Source organism: Chromohalobacter canadensis (assembly GCF_034479555.1).
GTDB lineage: Bacteria > Pseudomonadota > Gammaproteobacteria > Pseudomonadales > Halomonadaceae > Chromohalobacter > Chromohalobacter canadensis.
In genome coordinates, this window is the sequence record NZ_CP140151.1 from 1,518,678 (window position 1) to 1,543,045 (window position 24,368).

Genomic DNA, 24,368 nt, shown 5'->3' on the forward strand with positions numbered 1-24,368 from the left:
CAGGATAGTTAAAGCTGTGGAATAACCAAATCGCTTTCCCTAGTTGTCGGGTCCCGGGTGATTAGTTACCCGCTCAACCGAGTCAAAGCGCTGCGTATGTTGGATTACGTCTCTACCTTGCCGCGCAAGGCCTTGGTCTTGCCCTTGCGGGTTTTCTTGTCGACGCGGCGGCGCTTCGCACCCTTGGAAGGCTGGGTAGGCCGGCGCGCCTTGTGCTGCTTCACCGCATCCTGAATCAACGCCTTGAGACGCGCCAGCGCCTCCTCCTTGTTGGCTTCCAGCGTGCGATACCGCTGCGCCTTGAGGATAATCACGCCGTCCTTGCTAATACGCTGGTCAGACAGCGCCATCAGGCGTTCCTTGTAGAACGGCGGCAATGACGAGCGGGGAATATCGAAACGCAGATGCACCGCCGAGGCGACCTTGTTGACGTTCTGGCCACCGGCGCCCTGCGCGCGAATCTGGCTGATATCGATTTCCCAATCGGCGAGCGTCACCGTATTGGAGAGCGTCAGCATGGCGTGACCCTCGTGACGGGTGAATGAACCCCGACAGACTACATCACTGGCGCTTTCCTTGGGCACTCGCGTGACGTCAGGAAGCGTCGTCGTCCTGGCGGTTATCTTCGTTTAGTGTGGAGACGTTCGCCGTGTCGTTATGGACACTAACATTTTGATTGGCCTCGCTTTCCGCCACCATTGAGAACGGCAGCAATGCAGAGACGACGATGGTTGCCAACATCGAGAACAGCTTATTGAGCGCTTTCATAACCACTCCTAGATTGTGGTGGTGATGCGGCGTTTTGTCGCATTACACAATTAGCATGCTAAAAGTATGGCCGCGCGTCAAGTCCTGACCAATCTTCAAGGCCCCGTACGCCGCCTAAGGAGCGACCTCCAATGCAAAAATCATTAGCAGAAAAATAATTTCAGAAACAAGGCCACAAAAGTCCTACGTTTTTTACTAAAATGGTATCCGAGAGCTACGACCAAAGACGTAGCCACGGCTCAACCATTTCGCTCATAACCCTTGAGCCTGGCGCAATGCCCCGGCCCAACGGCGGAATAAAGAGCTAGGTGATCATTCCTGTCCCACAAGGAGACAACAACGTCATGCCACAATCTCGTTCGCAAAGATTGGGCGCCATTGTGCTGCTGGTAGCCTCGATTGTCGGGTTTGCCATCGCACTCTATGCCTATTTCACCCCGTTGACCGGCGTCAATGGCACACTTGGCGCGCTTGTCGCCATTCTGGCCAACATCGCCCTGGCCGTCATGGCGCTCATCTTGCCTGCACTGAAAGGGAACGCCGCGCGCAACGTGTGGCGCGTGCTGATTTTGCTGGGCCTTGCCGGCACCTTCTTCGCGGCGCTTCTCCTACACCAATGGTGGATCTGCGTCGCCATGGTGGTCGGCTTGATCGGGCTGATTCTCGACCTGGCCCTCGCAACCCGCACCGCCCGTCCCGCCCATACATAAGGAGCCGCCCCATGCCAACATTGAGAACCACCGCGCAACGCCTGGGCACGGCCACGGCGCTAGCGCTTTGCCTGACACCGCTGCCGCTTTTGGCGCAGGATCAGGACGCCTCGAGTGCACAAGAAAGCACGTCGTCGCAAGATTCATCCAAACAAGCGTCGTCCGAATCGATCCCGCTGGTCCCCGGCACGCCAACGTGGGACAGCTTCCACGGCCAGCTCAACGCACAGAAATACAGCCCCCTCGATCAGATCAACTCCGACAATGTCGGTGATCTGGAAAAAGTCTGGGAAGTTCACACCGGCGATGTCTCCGATGGCTCGGGCGATCTACCGCCCACCGTCTGGTCCGCAACACCGGTCTTCGCCAACGACACGCTCTATATCGGCACACCGTTCTATCGCATCCTCGCGCTCGACCCCGCGACCGGCGAGCAGAAATGGAGCTTCGACACCGAGTCCACGCTTGAAGCAATGACTCAGCCCGCGCTCAAGAGCCGCGGCGTCGCCTACTGGGAAGCGGATGATCCGGTCGAGGGCGAGTCCTGTCAGAAGATCGTCTATCTCGGCACCATGGACGCACAGCTCTTTGCCGTTGATGCCGACACTGGCGAGAAGTGCACAAGCTTCGCCGATAACGGCGTGCTCGACGTCAACCAGTGGAACGACACCCATGACAAATGGCCACTGTCGCTGCTGCAGCCGCCGACCGTGGTGGGCGATCACCTGATTCTCGGCTGGGCCGGCAAGGACTGGGCATTCGAGCAGGCGCCTCCCGGCACCGTGTTCTCCATCAACGCCCGCACCGGCGAGCGCGAGTGGAGCTTCAACGCCCTCTCCGATGAAATGCGCGAGAAGAGCGGTACCGCCAACGTGTGGACGCATATGTCCGCCGACGAAGAAAACGGCCTCGTTTATCTGCCGATCTCTTCGCCGTCACCCAACTATTGGGGTGGCAACCGCACCGAGGACGTGCCCTTGGCAACCTCGACCACCGCGCTCGATGTCGATACCGGCGAAGTCGTCTGGTCGCGTCAGTGGGTGCACCATGACGTCTGGGACTACGACATCAACGCCGCGCCGACGCTGATGGACATCACGGTGGATGGCGAAGAAATCCCGGCATTGATCCAGGCCACCAAGCAAGGCTTCCTGTTCGTCGTCAATCGACTGACCGGCGAGGATGTCTGGCCAATCGAAGAACGTCCGGTACCGCAGGGTGATGGCTCCGTCAAAGGCGAGGAATACGCGGATACGCAGCCTTTCCCGACCAAACCCGCTCCGCTGCTCGACCAATCCGAAAAGCCGAAGATCTGGAAACTTGCGGATGTCGTTGGCGGTGGCGAGTGTTCAGCGCTTTGGGACGACCTGACGTATGAAGGCATGTACACACCGCCCACCACCCAAGGTGAAGGTGCACTGGCCTACCCGGACAGTGCCGGTGGCGTGCAATGGGGTGGTGTCGCATTCGACCCCGTCAGTCAGACGGCCATCGTCAACACCTCGCACATCGTGCAGTACGTGAAGCTCTACGAGCGCGATGCATACGAGAAAGCCGACAGCGGCTCGGGCAACGAAAGCGGCTTCGCACCGCAGACAGGGGCGCCTTACGGCATGCGTCTCGAAGTGGCGCGTAACTGGCTCGGCATGCCGTGCTGGGAACCTCCCTTCGGCGAAGTCGTCGCGCTCGACATGAAAACCGGTGACGTGAAATGGCGTCGTCCGATCGGCTCCTCGCAGCAGTACGGTTTCTTCATGCCTGAAAGCTGGGGCTCGCCCACCATCGGTGGCCCTGCCGTCACGGCCGGTAACCTGGTCTTCATCGGTGCCTCGATGGACGCCAAGCTGCGCGCCTACTCACTCGACAGCGGCGAAGAGCTGTGGGAAGACCAGGCCGAAGCGCCTGCCGTCGCCAATCCCGCCGTCTACGAGTATGAAGGCCGCGAATACGTCGCTTTCGTGGCAGGCGGTAACTCAATCCTGAAAGACCAGGTCGGCGATCAGGTCGTCGTCTACGCGCTGCCGGAAGACGAAGACGAGTAATGTCTGACGGTCAGCGGTAGAAGCAAGACAGCAGTAACGTAGAAAGCAGACGGGGTGGGCCCATTGGGCCCACCCCGTTCTTGTTGGCGCTCGGCTTCATGACGAACGTGAAGGTCGTGTTAGCGGCAAGAAGGATGAGCGGCCAGGCCCAAGATGCCGTTGTTCGACATGGGCAGTGTCACACTGAAGTGAGCCCCGCCAGATGTTCATAGAGCACGGCAACGCCAATGGCGATGAGGATTAGACCGCCCAGCACTTCGGCCCACTTGCCGACGATGGTGCCGATGGCACGGCCAAGTAGCGTGCCGAGGGTGACCATCAAGGTCGTCGCCAGACCGATGGCCAGGGAAGCCACGACGATATTGATATCCGTCAGTGCGAGCGTAATCCCCACCGCCATGGCGTCGATGCTGGTGGCCAGGGCCGTGACGGCAATCAACCATATGGACTTGTCTTCCTGCTGAGCCCCAGCGACTTTTATCGCATCGGCACCGCCTTTCTTCAGCCCTTCCCAAATCATATGCCCGCCCAGCAACGCCAGCATGGCAAAGGCAATCCAGTGGTCGATGCCGGAGACGAAACGCATCGCGACATGGCCAAGCGCCCACCCCGCCAATGGCATGATCGCTTCTACCACGCCAAACACAATCCCGATGCGTAGCGCGCTTATAAAGCGCACCTTGCTCAACTCGGCACCCCGGCCGACGGAAGCGGCAAAGGCGTCTGTCGACATGGCGAATGCCAACAGAATCAGCGACGCAGGATTCATGTGGTCTCCATAATGCACAGCAGGCGATGCTGAGAACGTATCTTCGTTTCCAAAACCTGATTATTTTTGTCAACTTTTAAAACAGCCTATACCCAGCACTCCTGAATCACAATAACTACCTGAAAATAAAGCAAAAATTAACCATGATTGATCAGTATCGTGGCGGTTAATACTCTGGGAACATGCTTCGAATGAATAACCAGGGTTGAACAATTCCTTGCGATTTATAGGGAAAGACAAACGCGCTGCGACGTTTCAGCGCAATATCTGAAAAATGCTTGGCATATCATCGCCATATCGCACACTCTGAGGACCGTTTCGACGGGAAAGGGATATCGCCATGCACGCAATTTCGACTCGCTACCAGGCCTTCGGCCTGATCGGCTGGCTGGTGCTCAGCTTCATTACCGCCGGGATCGGTGCCATCGCATCAGTGGATGCCACACAGTTCTACGCCGAACTCACGCAGCCCAGTTGGGCACCACCCGCCGGCGCCTTCGGCCCGGTGTGGACGACTCTCTTTGCATTGATGGGGATCGCCGCATGGCTGGTGTGGCGGGAAGGCGGCTGGAAGCGGCAGCAAGGCGTGCTGGCGCTGTTCATCGTGCATCTCGCCGTCAACGCGCTGTGGAGCTGGCTGTTCTTCGCCTGGCACCAGGGGGCGCTGGCCTTCGTCGAGGTCATACTGTTATGGGGCATGATCCTCGCCACGCTCATCGCCTTCTGGCGCGTGCGTCCGCTGGCTGGGCTGCTGCTGGTGCCTTACCTGGCCTGGGTGTCGCTGGCCACGGCGCTGACCTACACCGTCTGGCAGCTCAACCCACAATTGCTGGGGTAAGGCCAACTCTCGGCGGAAAAGCGCCTAACTGGAAAGCCGGCTGACGTCGAGCTGGTAGGATGACCTAGAATGGCGGCGCCCGGTGCTCGCGCTGGCGTTTACTCGCCTCGATCCACCATGTCAGGTCATCCGCAAATCGGCCAAACGCACGTTCGAAGGATTTGCCAGCATCACCGACGGGCGTGCCGCTCTCATCCAACGTATTGGCGATCTGGCCGACCGCGACCGTGCTGGAAATGACCACCATACCCATCTCAGCGAGAGTACCGTGCCAGGCCAGATTGGCGTGAGCACCGCCAAGGCGGCCGGCCGAATAACTGACGATACCGGCTGGGCGCCAGAACCACTCTTCCAGAAAGTGATCGGTCAGGTTCTTCAGACCCGGCTGCATGCCCCAGTTGTATTCGCCAGTGACGAAGATGAAACCATCGGCCTCGCGAATCTTGACCGCCAGTGCCTCCATCGGTGCCGGCGCCTCGCCCTCGGGATACTCCTTGTACATGCGATCCAGCATCGGCAGATCGACGGCCTTGGCATCGACCAGTTCGGCATCGGCGCCCCGATTCTTCAACCCATCGACAATATAGTCGGCGAGCCGAATGCCGGCGCGGTCGGACCGGTAGGACCCGTAGAAAACCAGAATACGATCGGCCATGAGAAAGTACCTCGAACGCGAAGGGTGATTGAGCAGACAGACCCCTTCAGAGTAGCGCCGTCGCAGAAAAGCCACCACGCCGCCACACATTCAGCGGCGTGGTTGTTTCACACGCTTTGACTACAGTGAATGTAGCGTTAGGTATAGAGGCGGTTAATGTCTGGAAACGATCCGAAGTGGACATGTCAGCAAGGTCGTGAGCGTATCCATTCGTCTTATATAGCCGTCACGACGTTAGCGTGCGGTCGTCCTTTCGTTGACCGCTCATAGGCGTGGCGACTTTTCCCCTCACTCATCGTAAGCGATGGCGAACGGCCAGTGCCGAGCAGGTTGCAACGCATGGGTGACATCGACCAGCCCCGTAACGTTGGTATCGCTCATGGTGTGCCAGCTTCTTACCTCCGCGGTTGAAGATCCTTGGTAGCCAAGAGGGTTGCAGCGAGGATCATCAGTCCGCCACAGATCTTGCTTACGAGGCCGAACGAGTAACTTTGGAGCGCGGCTGCCGCTCGGACGCCCAGCCAGCCCCATAGCAGCAAGGTTAATCCATCAACTACGATATAGGTCAGACCAAGGATGAGAAGTTGCGGCACGACCGGACTGCCTGGATCAATGAACTGAGGAAAGAGGGCACCGAAGAACACGACAGCAAACGGGTTGGCCATGGAAGTTATGAAGCCCTGTCGAAAAAGTCGAAATGAGGAGTCTGTGATGCTGACAGAAACCTTTCGTCCCTCTTCCTTCGACAGGATGAGCTGAAGCCCGATCCAGATGAGATAGGCTACACCGAACCATTTTATCCAGAGGAACGCGGTTGCAGATGTCGCAATGATTGCTGCGAGACCGAATGCTGCAGCGATCATCTGCAGGCAATTGGCGGTCAGGTCCCCACAGGCCGTGAATACGCTACGTCGCAAGCCGTGTCGGATACTATTCGAGATGATTAACAATTGGCTGGTATCAGGAGGCGTGGCAAAGAAGACCGCCACAGCAGAAAGATAGACCACGTAGGTTTCCAAAGGCATTCGACGCCCTCCTCAGCAGCAATATAAATACTATGCCCATTGCCTACGACAAAATCCACTCTGCCCCACCATATGGGGATCAAGCGGTTCCTGATGCCGCTTGCTTCCACCCGCTATTGATTTTGGCTTCGACAACGATGTCCATCCGAGCATGCATCCTAAATTATTTTCAAAACTTCAAGAGACTTTCTCGCTGGGCCTCCGATTTTCAATCAGAGTCACTCTTGATGTAGGCAGATAAAAACACCGAAATAATAACAAAACCGATCAACTGGATCGATTCCTGGAAACGAAGAAACCAGCGAATAGCTGGTTTCTTCACTCCAGCTTTCAGCAGACTTAAGCGACGCACACAGAGTTGAGTCGTGAATCCACTGTTAGCGGCTTCGTTTTCCCTCACTCATCGTAATCGATGGCGAACGCGGACCAGGCTTGGCGCGTGGGCATGACTTCCAGTCGATTGAAATTGATATGCGGGGGGAGTGTGGAGATGTAGAACATCTGCTCGGCGATGTCCTCGGCGGTGAGCGCGGTGGTGCCGCTATACAGCGCATCGGAGGCGGCTTGGTCGCCGCCGGTGCGCACAAGGGTGAATTCGGTTTCGGCGATGCCAGGGGCGAGGTCGGTCACGCGCACGCCCGTGCCGAGCAGGTCGCAGCGCAGGTTATAGCTGAACTGTTTGACGAAGGCCTTGGAGGCGCCGTAAACGTGGCTGCCGGGGTACGGCCATTGGCCGGCGATGGAGCCGACATTGACGATGGTGGCGCCCTCGCCGACGTCGATCAGCGTGGGCAGCAGCGCATGAGTGACGTTGACCAGCCCCGTGACGTTGGTGTCGATCATGGTGTGCCAGTCGCGCCGGTCTACTTTTTGAGCGGGCTGCGGCGCCAACGCGAGGCCGGCGTTATTGAGCAGCGTGCGTACCCGCGTGAAGCCTTCCGGCAACGCGGCCACGGCGGTATCGACGGCATCGCTGTCACGCACGTCGAGCGCGACGATATGCACCGGCACCTGGCCTTGCAGCTCTTCCTTCAAGGCTTCCAGGCGTTCGAGACGGCGCCCGGTGAGCACCAGCGACCAACCTGCGGCGGCGAAGCGATGCGCAGCGGCGCGGCCGAAACCGGACGTCGCACCGGTGATAAAGACACAATCCGTCATGAGGGTTTCCTCCAGTTGTGGAAATGAGCGGTGTTGGGGATCAGGCAAGCGCCTCGCGGATCAGTACCCACAGCGAGAGCCCGATCAACAGCGGCGCAACGCTGGACTTGAGCGAACGCGGCGGTGCGCGTTCGAAGCGCCACTGGCCGAGGGCATTGCCGAGCAGCGCTGGCAACAATAGCCATGCTGCCCAGTGCCAAGTGCTGGCGTGCAAGGCACCCGCCAGGCCCAGCCCGAGCAGGGAAGCGCTACTGCTGGCGGCGAAGAAAACGATGGCCGTGGCACGCATCGAAAGCGATGGCATGCGGCGATACAGCAGATACAGCATCAACGGCGGCCCGCCCGAGGAGGCCAGCGTCATGCATAGCCCCGAGAGCCCACCCGCGCCGAGTGCCACGTCACGCCGTTGCGCACCGTGACCGGGCGAGGCGACGTCCCGCTGGCAGAGCAAGGCCACGGCACCGCTCATCGCCAATAGCGCGACGACGATACGCATCGGCGCGGCCGGCACGCTCGCCAGCAGCCATACCCCGAGCCCGGTCGCCAGTGCCATGCCCAGCAACAACGGACGCAAGCAGGGCCAGTCGGCATGACGCAGGGCGCGTCGCCACAGCCCCAGGCTCGTGACGAGATCCAGCAGCAACGCCAACGGCACGGCCTGGATCGGCGGCATGAACAGCATCAAGCCCAGCGCCAGCAGCATGGCGAACCCGAAGCCGCAATATCCGCGCACGCCACCCGCCAATAGCGCGAGGCTCATCGCAGCGACAAGGGTGGTCAGCGTCGGGGGCACGGCAGCTCCTGGGATCGGGAATGAGGCACTGGCACAGCAGCCTAGCCAGCCTGTAAAAGCCACGGTAGGGCCAGTTACGGTGCCCCAATGGGACATCCCGCCGTCACGGCAGTCGGCATTGGTCGCCGCTAAACGCGGAACACAGGCGTGCTGAAAGGCACACACCAGGAAGGCATGAATCGGATCGAGTTCATCAAGCGGAGGGCTTACGATACGCGACACGGCGCACTTCGTCTTGAAGGGCCGTGTCGCGTTTCCCGGCGTGCGAGACGCTAACCGGGAAGGGGGGAGTTACGCGATGTCGAAGCGGTCAGCGTTCATCACTTTCGTCCAGGCTGCGACGAAGTCGTTGACGAATTTCTCGCCATTGTCGTCTTGGGCATAGACTTCCGCGTAAGAACGCAGCAGCGAGTTGGAACCGAAGACCAGGTCAATGCGCGACGCCGTCCACTTGACGGTGTCCGTTTGCCGGTCACGGATCGTGTAGAGGTTATTACCCGCGGGCTTCCAGGTGTTGCCCATGTCGGTCAGATTAACGAAATAATCGTTGGTCAACTGCCCTTCACGGTCGGTGAAAATACCGTGCTGGGTACCGCCATGGTTGGTGCCCAGCACCCGCATACCGCCGATTAGCACGGTCATTTCCGGCCCGGTCAGCCCCATCAACTGAGCGCGATCGAGCAGCATTTCTTCCGGCTTCACCACGTAGTCTTGCTTCTGCCAGTTACGGAAGCCATCAGCCAGCGGCTCAAGCGCTGCGAAGGAGTCGGCATCGGTCATCTCGTCGGTGGCGTCGCCGCGGCCTTTCACGAACGGTACGCGCACGTCATAGCCCGCCGCCTTCGCCGCTTGTTCGATACCCACGCTACCCGCCAACACGATCACATCAGCGATGCTGGCACCGGTCTCGGCAGAGATCCGCTCATAAACGTCGAGGACTTTGGCAAGACGCTCAGGCTCGTTCCCCTGCCACGCATTCTGAGGCGCCAGGCGAATGCGTGCACCGTTAGCACCACCACGCATGTCGGAACCGCGATACGTGCGAGCGCTGTCCCATGCCGTGCTGACCATCTCACCGATGCTCAGGCCGCTTTCGGCAATCTTCTGCTTAACGACCTCTTCACAGTAAGCGATGCTGCCTGCCGGAACCGGGTCCTGCCAAATCAGGTCATCTGCAGGAACGTCGGGGCCGATATAGCGTGCTTTCGGGCCCAAATCGCGATGGGTAAGCTTGAACCATGCCTTGGCAAACGTTTCAGAGAAGTACTCTGGATCGTTCATGAACTTCCGGCAGATGTCGTTGTAGACGGGGTCTACTTTCATCGCCATATCGGCATCGGTCATGATCGGCTTACGGCGAATCGACGGGTCTTCGACATCCACCGGCATATCGTCTTCGGCAATGTCGACTGGCTCCCATTGCCATGCGCCGGCCGGGCTCTTTTTGAGCTCCCATTCGTAGTTGAACAGCATATCGAACCACCCCATGTCCCATTGGGTCGGGTTCTTGGTCCAAGCACCTTCTATGCCGGATACGACGGTATCTCGACCGATGCCACGGCCTTTGGTATTCATCCAACCGATGCCTTGGTATTCCACATCGGCTGCTTCTGGTTCTGCACTGAGCTCGTCAGCATCACCATTGCCATGACACTTACCAATCGTGTGGCCACCGGCAGTTAGCGCCGCTGTTTCTTCATCGTTCATGGCCATACGAGCAAAGGTTTCACGTACATGCTCAGCAGTTTTCTGCGGATCTGGCTGTCCGTTCACGCCTTCGGGATTGACGTAAATAAGCCCCATCTGCACCGCTGCCAGCGGGTTTTCCATGGTGTCCGGATTTTCGACATCAGCGTAGCGCTCGTCAGAGGGCGCTAGCCACTCTTTCTCATCACCCCAGTAGATATCCTTTTCCGGATGCCAGATATCTTCACGACCGAAGGCAAAACCATAGGTCTTCAAGCCAGCGACTTCATAGGCAATGGTACCGGAAAGGACCATCAGGTCGGCCCATGAAATCTTATTGCCGTACTTCTTCTTGATGGGCCATAAGAGGCGACGCCCCTTATCGGTATTCACATTGTCCGGCCAGGAATTGAGCGGCGCGAACCGCTGGTTACCCGTACCACCGCCGCCACGGCCATCCGCTAAGCGATAGGAGCCTGCAGAGTGCCACGCGACACGGGCAAACATACCCACGTAGCTTCCCCAATCTGCGGGCCACCACTCTTGGCTATCTACCATCAGCTTTCGGAGGTCATCTTTCAGTGCTTGAACGTCAAGTTTCTTGACCTCTTCCCGATAATTGAAGTCAGGATTCATCGGGTCGGTTTTACGGTCGTGCTGGTGCAGGATGTCCAGGTTAACACCTTCCGGCCACCAATCTTTATTGGAGGTTCCTGTGGAGGTGTTACCGCCGTGCATTACCGGACATTTTCCGCTCATATTACTTTCCCCTTGATGGCGCTCGCGCTTGGATAACGCGCTCACTTTCGCGTGACAGTCATGTGTTATTGACGTGTAACGTTTTTAAAGCATCCCCGTGATAGTTAAAATTCGTATTTTGCTACCCACTAGATAGGCATAAATAATTACGAGGTAAAACAGGGCCATGCTGCTGTCACGACGTCGATACCTTTCTGGCTCTATCGGGGCATACGGAAAGCTGCCTAGGCTAAGGGCCATCGATCCTTCAAACCGTTCGTTGCCGACCGCACAGGACCTTGCTCATGACTACGACCAACGACCTCGTTCACCAGCTCGACCGCCAGTACGTCTTTCACTCCTGGTCCCAGCAGGGGCAGCTCGATCCGCTGGTGATCGCCGGTGCCGAGGGGTGTCGCATGTGGGATTATGCAGGCAAGGAATACTTGGATTTCAGCAGCCAGTTGGTGAACACCAACATCGGCCACCAGCATCCCAAGGTCATCGCCGCCATCAAGGAGCAGGCCGAAACTCTAGCAACAGTGGCCCCGGCGCATGCCAACCTGGCGCGGGGCGAGGCCGCCAAGCGCATTGTGGAGCGTGCTCCGCAAGGCTTCTCCAAAGTGTTCTTCACCAACGCCGGGGCGGATGCCAACGAGAACGCCATCCGCATGGCGCGGAGCTTCACCGGGCGCGACAAGATTCTTTCGGCGTATCGCTCCTATCACGGCAATACCGGGTCGGCCATCGTCGCCACGGGCGATCCGCGTCGCGTGCCCAACGAGTTCGCGCGGGGCCATGCGCACTTCTTCAATCCCTACCTTTATCGCAGCGACTTCTGGGCCGGCGACGAGCAAGAGGAATGCCAGCGCGCCTTGCAGCACCTGCGCCGAGTCATTGAATGCGAGGGCCCCGGCGCCATCGCCGCCATTCTGCTCGAGCCGATCCCCGGTACGGCGGGTGTACTGACGCCCCCGGCGGACTACTTGAAGGGCGTGCGAGCGTTGGCCGACGAGTTCGGCATCCTGTTGATCTTCGATGAAGTGATGGCAGGTTTCGGGCGTACCGGGCGCTGGTTCGCCTTCGAGCACTTCGATGTCACGCCGGACCTGATCGTCTTTGCCAAGGGGGTCAACTCCGGTTATGTACCAGCCGGCGGTGTCGTGGTCTCGGACGCCATCAGTCGTCATTTCGACGAACACATGTTCTTCGGCGGCCTGACCTACTCCGGGCATCCGCTGGCGATGGCCTCGATCGTCGCCACGCTGGATGCCATGCGCGACGAAGGGATTGTGGAAAATGCCGCCCGCATCGGCGAAGGCGTGCTCGGCCAGGGGCTCGAACGCCTAGCGCGCGAGCATGCCATCGTCGGCGAAACACGCGGACTGGGGGTCTTTCATGCCCTGGAACTAGTCAGCGACCGCGAGAGCCGCACGCCGCTATCAGCGAGTGCGATGAGCGAGATCAAGCACGCCCTGCTCGCCGAAGGCATGCTGCCGTTCGTGGCCGAGAACCGCATTCATGTGGTGCCGCCGTGCATCGTCAGCGAGGCGGAAGCCCAGCAGGGGCTGGCGATTCTGGATAAAGTCCTGGGCGAGATGTCGGCCAAGCACGCCGCTTGATTGCCCGAGTAGCGAGCTGCATCGCCGCCACAAACGCTAGAGAATATACGCCGGGCCTTGTGCCCGGCGTCGTCGTGGGTACGCCGCTACCCCAGCGTTCGCGCCAGACGTTCGATGCCCGGTTCGATGCGTTCGGCGTCGATGGCGCCGAACCCCAGGCGCATGAAGTTGCGCGGCGGCACACGCTCGAAGAAATGCTGAAAACCAGGCTCGATGAGCACGCCGTTTTGCGCGGCCTGCCAGGCCAGGCGCTGAGTATCCACGTCTTGCGGTGCTTCCAGCCAGAATACGCTGGCATGGTCGCCGCCGACGCGCCGGCAATCGGTCAAGTGCCTGGCAATGGCGTCGTTCATGCACTCCCAGCGGTGGCGCATCTCGTCGGCAAATTGCCGCAGGTAGCGGTCGTAATGTCCCTGGGCGAGAAACTGCGCCAGCTGTTGCTGCAAGCTCGACGGCGGGTGGCGATACATCAACCGCCGCAGCGCGCGCAGCTCGTCGATCAACTCGGCGTCGGCCACCAGGTAGCCCAGGCGTAGCCCCGGCGAGAGCGGCTTGGACAGGCTACTCATGTAGATCACCCGCCCGCCGGCCCGGCTAGCTTTCAGGGCCGGCTGCGCGTGACGGTCGAAGTTCACCTCTGCGTCATAGTCGTCCTCGAGCACGATCTGATCGAAACGCTGGATCTGTTTAATCAACTGCTCGCGACGCTCGCGGCTCATGGTGGCGCCGGTCGGTCCCTGATGGCTAGGTGTCACGTAGAGATAGTCACAGCGTGGAGTCTCGGCATCGAGCTGCATGCCCTCGCCGTCCACGTGCTGGTAGTGAAGCTGGGCGCCCTGGCGCAAGAAGACATTGACCGCCTCGCGATACCCAGGGTTCTCGACGGCGACACGCGTTTGCCGGTCGAACAGCAGCTGCGCGATCAGAAACAGCGCATTCTGCGATCCCAGGGTCACCAAAATCTCATCGCTCTGCGCATGAATGCCGCGCTTGGGCAGCACCCGCGTGCGCAATTGCTCGATCAGCATAGGGTCGTCCTGATCGTAGCGATCGCTGAGCCAGTGACGCTCGCGATTCCCGCCCAGCAGACGTCGCGAAGTCTCGCGCCATTGTTCGAGGGGAAACAACCGCGTATCCAGTTGCCCATATACGAAGGGAAACTCGTAATGCATCCAGTTGCTGGGACGCAGTACGCCCTGCAAGTGACTGGGGCGGTGCGTGAAGCGTTTGCTCCAGGATGGTGCATCTACCGTCGTCTGGCTCGTCGCTTGGGCCAGCGCCAGGGTATCGCTGTCATGATAAGCGTCGTGCAGGTAGTAACCGCTACGCGGCCGGCTGACCAAGTAGCCGTCCTCGACCAGGCCTTCGTACACCAACGCCACGGTATTGCGCGAAATGCCCAATTGCAGGGACAAACGGCGACATGACGGCAACGCCTCGTCGGCGGGAATGGTCCCGGTATGGATAGCGTCGAGCAGCGACTCACGCAATTGTTCCTGCAACCCGCGCTGGGTATCGAAATCGAGATGGAAATAATGGTCGAGCATCGTTTTCTCCCGATGAGGCATCACACCGGAATAGATGCAAGGAGCGCGCCATGACGCTGCACTGGCTGGATGGGCACATGATTAGGCGTCGAAACATCTGGCCAACCGGTGTCCCCCAACTGGCTCTATAGCGACCAACGTCGAATTCTTTAGGGTGGACTCAACACGTTGGAGATTGCCGCCGCCACGGCGAGCCGTCTTCGGTCTCATCCACCAACGATCTCAACAACAACAGCGAAGGTGATTATGATGCTTCCCACGACTCGTAACGCAACTCCCCGCCACCGCTTCCCCAAGGTCCGTTTCTCCAAGACTATTGCCGCTACCGTGGCCGGCACCTTGATGTCGTTGTCGCTGCCCGCCCTGGCAGCAGACTTGGAGGAAATCCAGGAGCGCGGTTACATGGAGGTGGCCACCGAGGATAATTACGCCCCTTTCAACTTCATCGAAGGCGACAACGCCAAGGGCTTCAACGCCGATATGCTCGAAGAGCTGCGCGATTACGCCGACTTCGAGGTTCGTCAGGAAATCCTCCCGTGGACTGGCCTGTTGGCAGCGGTCTCCAACGATCAGTACGACATGGCCTTGACCGGCGCATCCGTCTCCGATGAACGCTTGCGCGTGTTCAACTACACCCCGCCCTACGCCTCCGCCCAGCATTTCGCCATCAAACGCGCCGACGATGACAGCATCAGCGATGTCGATGACCTCAGCGACAAGCAAGTCGGCGTCCAGGCCGGAAGCGTACTGCTCTCGCGCCTGCCGGAGTTGGAGGCGATGCTCGAAGAGGACGGTGGCGCACTCGGCGAGGTCGTGCAGTACGAATCCTATCCCGAAGCCTTTGCCGACCTGGCCAATGGGCGACTGGATTACGTCATCGATTCAGCGGTACCGGTGAATACACTGGTGGCCTCCAAGCCGGACGTCTTCGCCAAGGGCCCGGCGGTTTCCGGGGCGGGCTACGTTTCTTGGCCGATTCCCAAGGATAGCCCTGAACTGCTGGAGTACATGAGCGGCTTCCTGGAACACCTCAAGGAAAATGGCCGCCTCGCCGAGCTGCAGGAAAAATGGTTCGGAGAAAGCTTCCCGGATCTTCCCGAGAAGCCGCTGACCAGCGTCGATCAATTCCACGAACTGGCCGGCCTCGACGACTAAGTGATGGCCGCCCCCCTGTGTCACCGCAGCGCCGTGGCCCGGCCACGGCGTCGCCCTTATTCCTTAGCTCGGGGACTCTGTCATGAATGCCAGCGCCTGGCACATGTTGCTGGAAGGGGCCTGGACCACCGTCTGGATCTCCGCTGTCTCGATTGCCATCGGGGTCGTGGCGGGCTTGGTCATCGCCCTGATTCGCCTCGCGCGAATTCCCATCGTCGATCAACTTCTCGTACTCTACATCAGCGTGGCTCGCGCCACTCCCCTGGTGACCCTGGCACTCTTCATCTTTCTCAGCGCCCCTGACCTGGGGCTCGATCTCAACCGTAGCGTCGCCGGTATCCTGGCGTTGTCGCTCAATACCACCGCCTTCAATGCCGAGATCTGGCGCAGCGCATTTCGCAATTTCTCTCGCGAGCAAAGCGAAGCGGCCATGGCAACGGGCATGACGCCATGGATTACCTTTCGCCGCATCATGTTGCCGCAGATGGTGATTACCAGCTTGCCAGGGCTGGTCAATGAGATGTCCTTTCTGATCAAGGGCAGCCCCGCCATCGCGGTGATCGGCATCGTCGATCTGACCCGCGTGACCAATCGCATCTCGGCCGTGACCTATGAGCCACTACCGCCCATTCTCGTCGCCGGCGCGCTCTACATGGCAATAATCGGTTGCCTGGTATGGCTACAACGTCTCGCCGAACGCCGTGCCAATCGGCTGGCAATGTGAGGATACGACCATGAGCAACTGGGACATCCTGTGGGATGAGCGTGCGCAGTTCTGGAGTGGTTTTCTGAGCACCCTGGAAATATTTGGCCTATCGATCGTGGGTGCCTTTTTGATCGGCTGCGGGCTACTTTATTTACTCGAAGGCAGCCGCAAGCGGCTGACCATGCCGCTGCGCATTTTCATCGATGGCATGCGCATGCTGCCGTTCTTGATCCTCGCCTATCTGCTTTATTACGGCTTGCCAAGCGTCGGTATTCGTCTCGACGCCTGGTGGTCGGGGGTCGGCGCTCTGGCGGTGTATCACGGCGCCTATTTCGCCGAAATCTTCCGGGGAAACCGTTTGACCTTTCCGCCGGGGCAGATCGAGGCTGCGAAGGCGCACGGCTTCACCAAGGGCAAAATGTTCTTTCGCCTACTGCTGCCGCAGATCATCATGCAAACCCGGCCATTACTGGGCAACCAACTGATCTATGCGCTCAAGGACACTGCCTTTCTCGTCATCATCACCGTGAGTGAGTTGACCGCCGCCGCCAACAGCTTATCGAGCACCTACTTCATTCCCACCGAGGCGTTCATCGTCGTGATCGGTTTCTACTGGGCAATCAGCGTGACGATGGAAATCATCATCAAACAATGCGGGCGTTTCAGCGCCAAACGGGGGTTCGACAATGTCTGAAGCAAACACGTCTGAGACGGCTGCGGTTTCGATCCGCCATCTTTCGAAAAGCTTCGATGACGTCGAGGTATTGCGTGATGTCGAACTTGAGGTCAAAACCGGCGAGGTGGTGACGATCATCGGCTCGTCCGGCTCGGGTAAGTCGACGCTGTTGCGTTGCATCAACTGGTTGGAGCAGCCCGACCGGGGCAGCATTCATATCGCCGGGCAGCGCATCGGCGTCAACGATGCCGGCCGGCCGATGCCGGTGCGCGAACTGGCCAAGGTGCGCGCCAAGACCGGCATGGTGTTCCAGGGCTTCAATCTGTGGCCACACCTCAACGTGCTGCACAACGTCACCGAGGCACCCATCCACGTGCAGGGCAAGTCCAAGCGCGAAGCCGAGGAACTCGCTACGGCGCTACTCGAGAAGGTGGGTATGTCGCACAAGCACGATAGCTATCCCAACACGCTCTCGGGCGGCCAGAAGCAGCGCGTGGCCATCGCCCGGGCATTGGCCATGCAGCCAACGGTGATGCTTTTCGACGAGCCCACCTCGGCGCTGGACCCGGAGCTGGTGGGCGAGGTGCTGGCGGTGATCAAGGATCTCTCCGCTGAAGGCTACACCATGGTCATGGTGACGCACGAGATGGCCTTCGCCCGCGCGGTGTCCGATCAGGTCGTCTTCCTGGAAAAAGGCCTGATCATAGAGCGGGCCGACCCGGAAACCTTCTTCACCACCCCCAAGACCGATCGTGTGCGCAAATTCCTCGAAAACCACGATACGCCCTCGCCCGGCTGAACGGACGAGAGCAATGGCCGACCGGGCCCCGCTCAGCCTGTCTGAGCGGGGTCCGGTACGGTCGGGAAGCGCGGCGGATGCGCCTGCATGAAGGCATGGCAGGCGCGCAGCACGCGGATGTCATCGAACTTGCCGCCAGCGAGCTGGAATCCCACTGGCATGCCCGTGTCGGTGAAGCCGCACGGCACAGAGGCGGCGGGTTGCTGGCTAAGATTGAAAGGATACGAGAATGGCGCCCATTCTTCCCAATCCCGCATGCCGCTCCCCGGTGGCACTTCGTGATTGGCTTCGAACGGCGACACCGACACCGACGGCGTCATCAGCAGGTGATATTTCTGGTTGAAATGCTCGAGGCGTTGCGTCAGCCGCGCACGGGATTCCAGGGCGCGGAAGAAGTCCAGCGCGCTCCAGCGCTCGGCGATGCGCGCATTAGTGACGAGCCCCGGGTCGAGCAGGGTGCGTTCATGCTCGGTGGACTGCGACCAGACCTCCAGCGAGGCGGTGAACCAGATCTTCTGAAAGATCTCGATCGGCGACTCGAAACCGGGGTGAACCTCCTCGACCTCGGCCCCCAATGCCTGTAACTTCTCGGCGGCCTCGCGAACGCGGGCGGCGATCTGCGGCTCGACCCGGGCGTAGCCAAGGTCCGGCGAGTAGGCGATGCGCAGGCCGCGCAGGTCGCAGTCCATGTCCACGCCCCAGTCATCGGGCTGGCCACGCGTGGCGTACGGATCACGGTAGTCGTAACGCCCGATCACGTTGAGCATGCGCGCAGCATCGGGCACGTTGCGCGTCAACGGGCCGATATGCGAAAGCGAGGGTTCCGTGGCGGGCGGCCATTGCGGCGTCCAGCCGAAGGTCGGCTTGAAGCCGAACACGCCGGTAAACGCGGCGGGTATGCGGATCGAGCCGCCCGAGTCTCCACCCTGATGCAACACGCCCATGTTGAGTGCCGCCGCGGCAGCCGCACCGCCTGACGACCCGCCCGGCGTGAGGCGCGTATCCCACGGATTATAGGTAGCCCCGAACACGCGATTGTCGGTGACGGCCTTCCAGCCGAACTCCGGCGTGTTGGTCTTGCCCAGGAAGATCGCGCCCGCTTCACGCAGCATGCGCGCCGGCGGCGCGTCGCTTTCACAGGGTGCATCCGAAGTTGTCAACGAGCCGTCGCGGGCCGGCATGCCGGCCACTTCGGTCAAGTCTTTCATCGACACCGGCACGCCGTCGATGGGGCTCAGCGGCTTGCCCTGCCCCCAACGACGCGCCGAGGCCTTGGCGGCTTGCTCGGCACCTTCGCGGTCGACATACACATAGGCGTTGACCGCGTCGTTGAAGCGATCAATACGCGCAAGCGCAGCACGCGTGGCTTCCAGCGGCGAGGCCTCGCCAGACCGAAACAGTGCCGCCAGTTGCCCGGCATCCATCATGCCCAGGTCGGTTTCTTGCATAACACCCTCACATCCTTGTTTGGTGAATGACGTTGATTGGCTTGTCCTTCCTAGGCTAGACGCGAGGCCCCCTGCAGGGCAACGCGCGACGCGCGTCACGCATGACCGTGAGGGCCGCGCCCTCGAGTATGACGAGGATTACTGGCTACACGATGCCATCTGCCTGCGCGTGGAAGTGGCGATGTGAGGCCTGCCGAGACGCCTCATTGGCCGGCCCCCATGGCGACCACGACGCAGTCGACACCCTCGCGCGCCAACTGCTGGCACCCTCGGCGCGCTTGAGTTTCCTCGAGATCCACCAACTGTGCCCGAAAGATGCCCCCATCGCCTTGCACCGATGACACGGCCACGCGACCGTCGAGATCGGCTGGCAGGAAATCGGCGGCTTGGTCGGCCTGCCGACGCGCCCGGGTACGGTCGCTGAATGCGCCCACCTGAACGGCCCAGGCGCCAACATTGTTGGCCGATTCCCTGGCATCACCGTGCTCGTATTTCGCCTGGGCGATCAAGTCACGAATGGGGTCATCGGCGGGTGTGGGATCACTCGTTGGGGTGGCCTGCAAGCGGTCCCCGTAAATGTCCGCCTTCGCGATCCAGTCACCATCCGCGACCGATTCGGCACGCGCGAAGCCACGATCGAGCAGCTCGCTCATGTGAGCATCGCGTGACTGGGCGGTAAAACCGCCCATGACCACAGACAGCAGACGACGCCCATCATGTACCGCGGAAGTCGCCACATTGAAACCCGAAGCACGAATGTAACCGGTCTTGAGGCCATCGGTGCCGGCATAGTTGTCGAGCAGCCGATTGTGTCCTGTGTAGCGCCTCCCCTGCCACGTGAACTCGGTCTTGGCGAAGACCGGATAATAACTCGGAAAGTCCTGCATCAGGCGCAGCGCGAGAATCGCCATGTCACGCGCAGTGGTGACTTGGCGGTCATCGGGTAGCCCCGAGGCATTGCGAAATGTTGTGTGCGTCATGCCCAAGGCGCGTGCCTTGTCGGTCATCTGGCCAGCAAAGGTGGACTCGCTACCCGCCAGCCCCTCGGCTACCACCGCCGCCACATCGTTGGCGGATTTGACCACCAGGATATTGATGGCATCTTCCACCTTCACCGTCTCACCTGGCCTCACGCCCATCTTGGACGGCGGTTTCGCGGCGGCATGCTGCGAGACCGGCAGGCGCGAATCCATGCTCAGCGTGTCGTCCTCGAGCGCCTCGAACAACAAGTAAAGCGTCATCATCTTGGTCAACGACGCGGGGTAGCGTGTCGCATCGGCATTGGCGGCATGCAGGACCGCGCCGCTCTCGGTGTCGATGACGATGGATGCGTAGCGCGGGTTGGGCGCCGCCTGCGCTGCAGGGAGCATACACAACGCCAGCACGAAGGCGATCAAAATGAGCAGCGCGGACACCGCACGCGATCGATGAGGAAACGGGGACGTCATTTGTTATGTCCTTGAAGGAGGAACCCCTCACGGGCCCACTCGTAACATTTGCCGCGACATTTGTTATGGCGACGCCACAGAGCGCAATAACATAGGGATTATGAGCGAGAGACGCATTCTGTACAGCCCCTATAGGCATTTTTGGCACCATTCGTGACGTTTCGCAAACTTTCGTCACGCGACGACGGAGCCCTGCGCCAACTCTCGATTCCCCTCGGCATCCTCGCCGCCGGTTACTGGTTCCGAGAACGCCTCCCCTCATTACGACTCGGCGCCATCGCCGTCATGCTCGGGGGACTGGCGCTCGTCGCATGGTGAAATAGGCTTGGAAGCTGAGACTTCGCCTTTCAAGCATGCTTGTCGTGTGCTCAGCACTTCCGACAGATAGGAGAAAAAAGCCATCACCCTGGCGGTACGCCGCAAATCGGGATGCGTCAACAACCACAAAGGCGTCTCCAAGGGGGCCAGCGACTCACCGACTTTCAGGAGGCTATCTTCACTATCGGCGAGATAACACGGCAGAACACCGCGCCCCATGCCACTGCGCACTCCCGCCAGCATTCCCAACATGCTATCGACACGATAACGGCATTCAGCTTCTACCCCTTCATGTGCCATCCACCGCTCCAGGGCGGGGTATCCCAAGTGTGAATCAGGCCCTACCCAAGCGCTTGTCTCAAGGTGGTGCCGATGGACATAGACGGCCTGAGCGATTTGTCCCACTTGGCGACCCACCAGTGTTTCCGGGGGTGATTTTGTTGGCCGAATCGCGATATCCGCATCCCGGTGCGATAAATTATATTCACGATTAGAGACTTCCACTTCCAATACGATGTGAGGGTATTCATGCTGGAAACCTGCAAAGACATCACTCAGCAGCCCCATGAGCAAAGTGTCGGTCGTAGTGACACGCAACGTACCGGACAACCTGGCATCCTGCCCCACGAGACGCCTTTCCACGGCGTCGATATCTGTCGCGACACGTGCTGCGGTCGTCGCTAGATCGTCACCCGCTAGCGTCGGCACATAGCCCGTGCGTTGACGTTCGAATAGCCGCACCCCCAACCGAGCTTCAAGCGCCCCTAAGCGGCGAAACACCGTAGCATGGCTGATTCCAAGTTCTCGCCCGGCCCCGGCCAGAGACTCCTGCCGCACGATTGCCAGTACGATCCGTAGATCATCCCAAGGCAGGCTCTGTGCATTCATGCAAAGCTCACTTTCATTCATAGGGAATGTCATTTCTTTTATGCAAAGCCTAGCGTAATTAGTCCCATGTCGTTACAAGGCTTTCCCATGAATATTTTGATCGTGCATTGCCATCCTGAGCCACGCTCATTCAATGCGGCATTAAGCAACCTCGCCGTGACAGCATTGACACGTGAAGGACATGACGTCTGTGTATCAGACCTCTACGCCGAAGACTTCGACCCCGTGGAACGCGCCAAGCACTTCGTCGGTCGTGCAGACCCCTACTACTTCTCGGCGCTGACCGAGCAACGTCACCATGTTCAATCAGACACGCTACCTGGCGACGTCCAGCGAGAGATCGACCGACTGCGACACGCCGATCTCGTGATCTTGCAATTTCCGCTCTGGTGGCACGCTCAGCCCGCCATGCTCAAAGGCTGGTTCGATCGTGTATTCGTTTATGGCGGGCTTTACTCGGGCACACATCGCTATGATCGAGGACCACTAAAGGGCAAGCGGGCTATCTGTTCGGTCACCACGGGGGCGCCAGCATCGACATTTTCTCCCAGCGGTCGAAGCAGCGATATCGCCACACTGATGTGGCCGATCCTTTGCTCTCTCTATTACGTCGGTTTCGATGTACTTTCCCCCCACATTACATACGGCGTGCAGGGTGGCGGTTTGAGCTATAAAGACGAACCTGCCTTCCACGATCATCTGGAACAGGCCAAACACCAGTGGGAGACACGTCTGCGCCACTGGCAAACGGAGCAAGCGATTCCTTTCACCGGCTGGCAAGACTGGGACGAACAGGGCCAGACCGTAGACGCGCACCCCTTGCAGTGGCGTATATAACCACGACATACACTCTATCGGTCGTCCGATAGTCCTTGAGCTCGTCCCAGCATGGCACCTATCTTGAAGGAGCGCGGCACATAAAGGTGTCGCGCTTTACTCACGACGAGGAGATGACGAAATGGAAATCATCATCGAAAACGCTGGCATGGACACCGACGACTTCCACATGATCGCAGGTGGCGAGACGGGGGATGCCCTGCGCAAGACAGCCAAGAACTACCTCGGCAGCCAAGAAGTCACCGAGCATCAGCTCGAGGAGCTACGCATGGCGGGCGGCGAAGAGTACGAAGCGCTGCGTCGTGACATGACGCAACACGCCTTGAGTGTGGTCAATGTGCCCAAGGACGCCGCGATCTCCCTCGATATCGCGTTCAAGGGCGGCGCCAAGTCGTAATTCCAATGCAGTGACTCATTGCAAGGGGCATCTTAAGATGCCCCTACTGTCGCTAGGAGCGTGTATGACGCCACGCCACGACCCCATCGAAGAGACGCCCCTGACCGATACCGACGATATCGTACCGGGAGAAACGGTCAATTACGCAGACACGTTCCAGGAGCAGCGTTTCTGGCACAAGATCACCCGCTACGGGCGCCGAGCTGGTCGTGAGGTTACGCGACGAGCGCTCCAGCTCTACTTTGTGCTGCAGCGTCCCGACGTTCCGGTATGGGCGAAGACCACGATCTTCGGTGCACTGGGGTATTTCATCTCACCGTTGGACGCCATCCCCGACCTGATCCCCGCCGGCGGTTACGTCGACGACGCCAGTGTGCTCGGTGCCGCCTTGATCGCGGTGTCGGTCTACATTGATGACGACGTCAAAGCCCGCGCCGAGCAGGCCATGCCCAAGTGGTTGTGAGTGCCCATAGAAAAAGCCCCTGACGATGTCAGAGGCTTCTCGTGTCACGCCGAAACACTGCTGCCGATCACTTCTCGACGAAGGCGCGCTCGATCACATAATCGCCAGGCTCGCCCATGCGCGGGGAAATGTTGAAGCCCAGTTCGTCGAGCATAGCGCTGGTGTCGTCGAGCATCGCCGGGCTCCCACAGATCATCGCGCGGTCCTGCTTGGGGTCGAGCTCGGGGAGACCAGTATCGGCAAAGAGCTTACCGCTACGGATATGATCGGTCAGGCGCCCCATGGTGTGAAATTCTTCACGCGTTACCGTGGGATAGTAGACCAACTTCTCGCTGATCTCCTCGCCCAGGTACTCATGGGCCGGCAGATCCTTGGTAATGAAGTCGGCGTAGGCCAGCTCGCTAACGGTACGCACGCCGTGGATCAGCACGATCTTCTCGAAACGTTCGTAGACTTCCGGATCCTGAATCAGGCTCATGAACGGCGCCAGGCCGGTGCCAGTGGACAGCAAGTAGAGATTGCGACCCGGCAGCAGGTCATCGACGACTAGCGTACCGGTGGGCTTGCGGCTGACCATGATCTGATCGCCGACCTTGAGATGCTGCAGCCGAGAGGTCAGCGGACCGTCCTGCACCTTGATGCTGAAGAACTCGAGGTGATCCTCGTAATTGGGGCTAGCCACCGAGTAGGCCCGCAGCAGCGGCTTACCATCGGCTTCCAGACCGATCATCACGAACTGGCCGTTCTTGAAGCGCAGGCTACGCTCGCGCGTGGTGCGGAAGCTGAACAGGGTATCGTTCCAGTGATGAACGCTGAGAACTTCTTCGAGTGCCAGTTTACTCACGACCGCTCCTTACCTTATAACCGGAAAGCATTATTTGC

The 24,368-nt window shown here is 59.7% G+C and carries 24 protein-coding genes; 11 read left to right on the forward strand and 13 right to left on the reverse strand.

What is annotated here, in order from left to right; all coding sequences use genetic code 11:
* Positions 1–104: 104 nt before the first annotated feature.
* Together arfB and SR908_RS07230 are read right to left on the reverse strand one after the other, a co-directional pair.
* Positions 105–518 (reverse strand): alternative ribosome rescue aminoacyl-tRNA hydrolase ArfB, encoded by a 414-nt coding sequence (gene arfB, locus SR908_RS07225; protein ID WP_246925617.1) that lies wholly within the window; start codon positions 516–518, stop codon positions 105–107.
* A gap of 76 nt (positions 519–594) precedes the next feature.
* A complete protein-coding gene (locus tag SR908_RS07230) occupies positions 595–768 on the reverse strand; it encodes a hypothetical protein (RefSeq protein WP_175575818.1) in 174 nt (57 codons plus the stop codon).
* Between the two features lie 344 nt (positions 769–1,112).
* Here SR908_RS07230 and SR908_RS07235 point away from each other — a divergent pair, with 344 nt between their 5' ends.
* Both SR908_RS07235 and SR908_RS07240 read left to right on the forward strand, forming a co-directional pair.
* Entirely contained in the window at positions 1,113–1,478 is a 366-nt protein-coding gene (locus SR908_RS07235; protein WP_097021659.1) for a hypothetical protein, read from the forward strand.
* An 11-nt stretch (positions 1,479–1,489) separates the two neighbouring features.
* Positions 1,490–3,520: a pyrroloquinoline quinone-dependent dehydrogenase gene (locus tag SR908_RS07240; protein ID WP_246925620.1), complete on the forward strand. Its 2,031-nt coding sequence runs from the start codon at positions 1,490–1,492 to the stop codon at positions 3,518–3,520.
* 178 nt (positions 3,521–3,698) lie between these two features.
* On the opposite strand, the gene SR908_RS07245 is transcribed toward SR908_RS07240, so the two are convergent.
* Positions 3,699–4,289 carry a manganese efflux pump MntP gene (locus tag SR908_RS07245; protein ID WP_097021657.1) on the reverse strand — a complete coding sequence of 197 codons (591 nt, stop codon included), beginning with the start codon at positions 4,287–4,289 and terminating at the stop codon, positions 3,699–3,701.
* 340 nt (positions 4,290–4,629) lie between these two features.
* On the opposite strand from SR908_RS07245, the gene SR908_RS07250 reads away from it, so the two are divergent.
* Positions 4,630–5,127: a TspO/MBR family protein gene (locus SR908_RS07250; protein ID WP_246925623.1), complete on the forward strand. Its 498-nt coding sequence runs from the start codon at positions 4,630–4,632 to the stop codon at positions 5,125–5,127.
* 64 nt (positions 5,128–5,191) lie between these two features.
* Here SR908_RS07250 and SR908_RS07255 read toward each other — a convergent pair whose 3' ends face one another.
* The 5 genes from SR908_RS07255 to katG all read right to left on the reverse strand — a co-directional run bounded on the left by SR908_RS07255 (position 5,192) and on the right by katG (position 11,203).
* Complete coding sequence (locus SR908_RS07255; RefSeq protein WP_246925633.1) at positions 5,192–5,782, reverse strand: NADPH-dependent FMN reductase; 591 nt, start codon at positions 5,780–5,782, stop codon at positions 5,192–5,194.
* A gap of 395 nt (positions 5,783–6,177) precedes the next feature.
* Entirely contained in the window at positions 6,178–6,807 is a 630-nt protein-coding gene (locus tag SR908_RS07260) for a LysE family translocator (RefSeq protein ID WP_246925635.1), read from the reverse strand.
* Between the two features lie 396 nt (positions 6,808–7,203).
* Positions 7,204–7,965 (reverse strand): SDR family NAD(P)-dependent oxidoreductase, encoded by a 762-nt coding sequence (locus tag SR908_RS07265; protein ID WP_246925641.1) that lies wholly within the window; start codon positions 7,963–7,965, stop codon positions 7,204–7,206.
* Between the two features lie 40 nt (positions 7,966–8,005).
* Entirely contained in the window at positions 8,006–8,758 is a 753-nt protein-coding gene (locus SR908_RS07270; RefSeq protein ID WP_246925644.1) for a sulfite exporter TauE/SafE family protein, read from the reverse strand.
* A 291-nt stretch (positions 8,759–9,049) separates the two neighbouring features.
* Entirely contained in the window at positions 9,050–11,203 is a 2,154-nt protein-coding gene (gene katG / locus SR908_RS07275) for a catalase/peroxidase HPI (protein ID WP_246925647.1), read from the reverse strand.
* 284 nt (positions 11,204–11,487) lie between these two features.
* Between katG and SR908_RS07280 the strand changes: the two genes are divergently transcribed.
* Complete coding sequence (locus tag SR908_RS07280) at positions 11,488–12,804, forward strand: aspartate aminotransferase family protein (RefSeq protein ID WP_097021649.1); 1,317 nt, start codon at positions 11,488–11,490, stop codon at positions 12,802–12,804.
* Between the two features lie 86 nt (positions 12,805–12,890).
* Here the strand turns inward: SR908_RS07280 and pdxR are convergent, their stop codons facing one another.
* Positions 12,891–14,351 carry a MocR-like pyridoxine biosynthesis transcription factor PdxR gene (gene pdxR, locus SR908_RS07285; RefSeq protein ID WP_246925650.1) on the reverse strand — a complete coding sequence of 487 codons (1,461 nt, stop codon included), beginning with the start codon at positions 14,349–14,351 and terminating at the stop codon, positions 12,891–12,893.
* 249 nt (positions 14,352–14,600) lie between these two features.
* Here pdxR and SR908_RS07290 point away from each other — a divergent pair, with 249 nt between their 5' ends.
* From SR908_RS07290 to SR908_RS07305, 4 genes are all read left to right on the forward strand, one after another.
* Positions 14,601–15,506 carry a transporter substrate-binding domain-containing protein gene (locus SR908_RS07290; protein ID WP_246925651.1) on the forward strand — a complete coding sequence of 302 codons (906 nt, stop codon included), beginning with the start codon at positions 14,601–14,603 and terminating at the stop codon, positions 15,504–15,506.
* A gap of 82 nt (positions 15,507–15,588) precedes the next feature.
* Entirely contained in the window at positions 15,589–16,230 is a 642-nt protein-coding gene (locus SR908_RS07295) for an amino acid ABC transporter permease (RefSeq protein ID WP_246925653.1), read from the forward strand.
* 10 nt (positions 16,231–16,240) lie between these two features.
* On the forward strand, positions 16,241–16,906 hold the full coding sequence (locus tag SR908_RS07300) for an amino acid ABC transporter permease (RefSeq protein ID WP_246925661.1): 666 nt from the start codon (positions 16,241–16,243) through the stop codon (positions 16,904–16,906).
* The gene (locus SR908_RS07305; protein WP_246925663.1) at positions 16,899–17,687 is read left to right on the forward strand and encodes an amino acid ABC transporter ATP-binding protein; all 789 of its coding nucleotides are present in this window, start codon (positions 16,899–16,901) and stop codon (positions 17,685–17,687) included. The genes SR908_RS07300 and SR908_RS07305 overlap by 8 nt, the downstream gene beginning before the upstream one ends.
* Positions 17,688–17,719: 32 nt before the next feature.
* Here SR908_RS07305 and SR908_RS07310 read toward each other — a convergent pair whose 3' ends face one another.
* From SR908_RS07310 to SR908_RS07320, 3 genes are all read right to left on the reverse strand, one after another.
* On the reverse strand, positions 17,720–19,135 hold the full coding sequence (locus SR908_RS07310; protein ID WP_246925665.1) for an amidase: 1,416 nt from the start codon (positions 19,133–19,135) through the stop codon (positions 17,720–17,722).
* Positions 19,136–19,338: 203 nt separating this feature from the next.
* Complete coding sequence (locus SR908_RS07315; protein ID WP_246925669.1) at positions 19,339–20,583, reverse strand: D-alanyl-D-alanine carboxypeptidase; 1,245 nt, start codon at positions 20,581–20,583, stop codon at positions 19,339–19,341.
* Between the two features lie 261 nt (positions 20,584–20,844).
* Positions 20,845–21,789 carry a LysR family transcriptional regulator gene (locus SR908_RS07320; RefSeq protein WP_246925672.1) on the reverse strand — a complete coding sequence of 315 codons (945 nt, stop codon included), beginning with the start codon at positions 21,787–21,789 and terminating at the stop codon, positions 20,845–20,847.
* Positions 21,790–21,876: 87 nt separating this feature from the next.
* On the opposite strand from SR908_RS07320, the gene SR908_RS07325 reads away from it, so the two are divergent.
* The 3 genes from SR908_RS07325 to SR908_RS07335 all read left to right on the forward strand — a co-directional run bounded on the left by SR908_RS07325 (position 21,877) and on the right by SR908_RS07335 (position 23,486).
* Positions 21,877–22,626: an NAD(P)H-dependent oxidoreductase gene (locus SR908_RS07325; protein ID WP_246925674.1), complete on the forward strand. Its 750-nt coding sequence runs from the start codon at positions 21,877–21,879 to the stop codon at positions 22,624–22,626.
* 121 nt (positions 22,627–22,747) lie between these two features.
* Entirely contained in the window at positions 22,748–23,023 is a 276-nt protein-coding gene (locus SR908_RS07330) for a hypothetical protein (RefSeq protein ID WP_097021643.1), read from the forward strand.
* A 64-nt stretch (positions 23,024–23,087) separates the two neighbouring features.
* Positions 23,088–23,486: a YkvA family protein gene (locus SR908_RS07335; RefSeq protein ID WP_097021642.1), complete on the forward strand. Its 399-nt coding sequence runs from the start codon at positions 23,088–23,090 to the stop codon at positions 23,484–23,486.
* 67 nt (positions 23,487–23,553) lie between these two features.
* Here SR908_RS07335 and SR908_RS07340 read toward each other — a convergent pair whose 3' ends face one another.
* The gene (locus SR908_RS07340; protein ID WP_246925676.1) at positions 23,554–24,330 is read right to left on the reverse strand and encodes a ferredoxin--NADP reductase; all 777 of its coding nucleotides are present in this window, start codon (positions 24,328–24,330) and stop codon (positions 23,554–23,556) included.
* Positions 24,331–24,368: the final 38 nt, after the last annotated feature.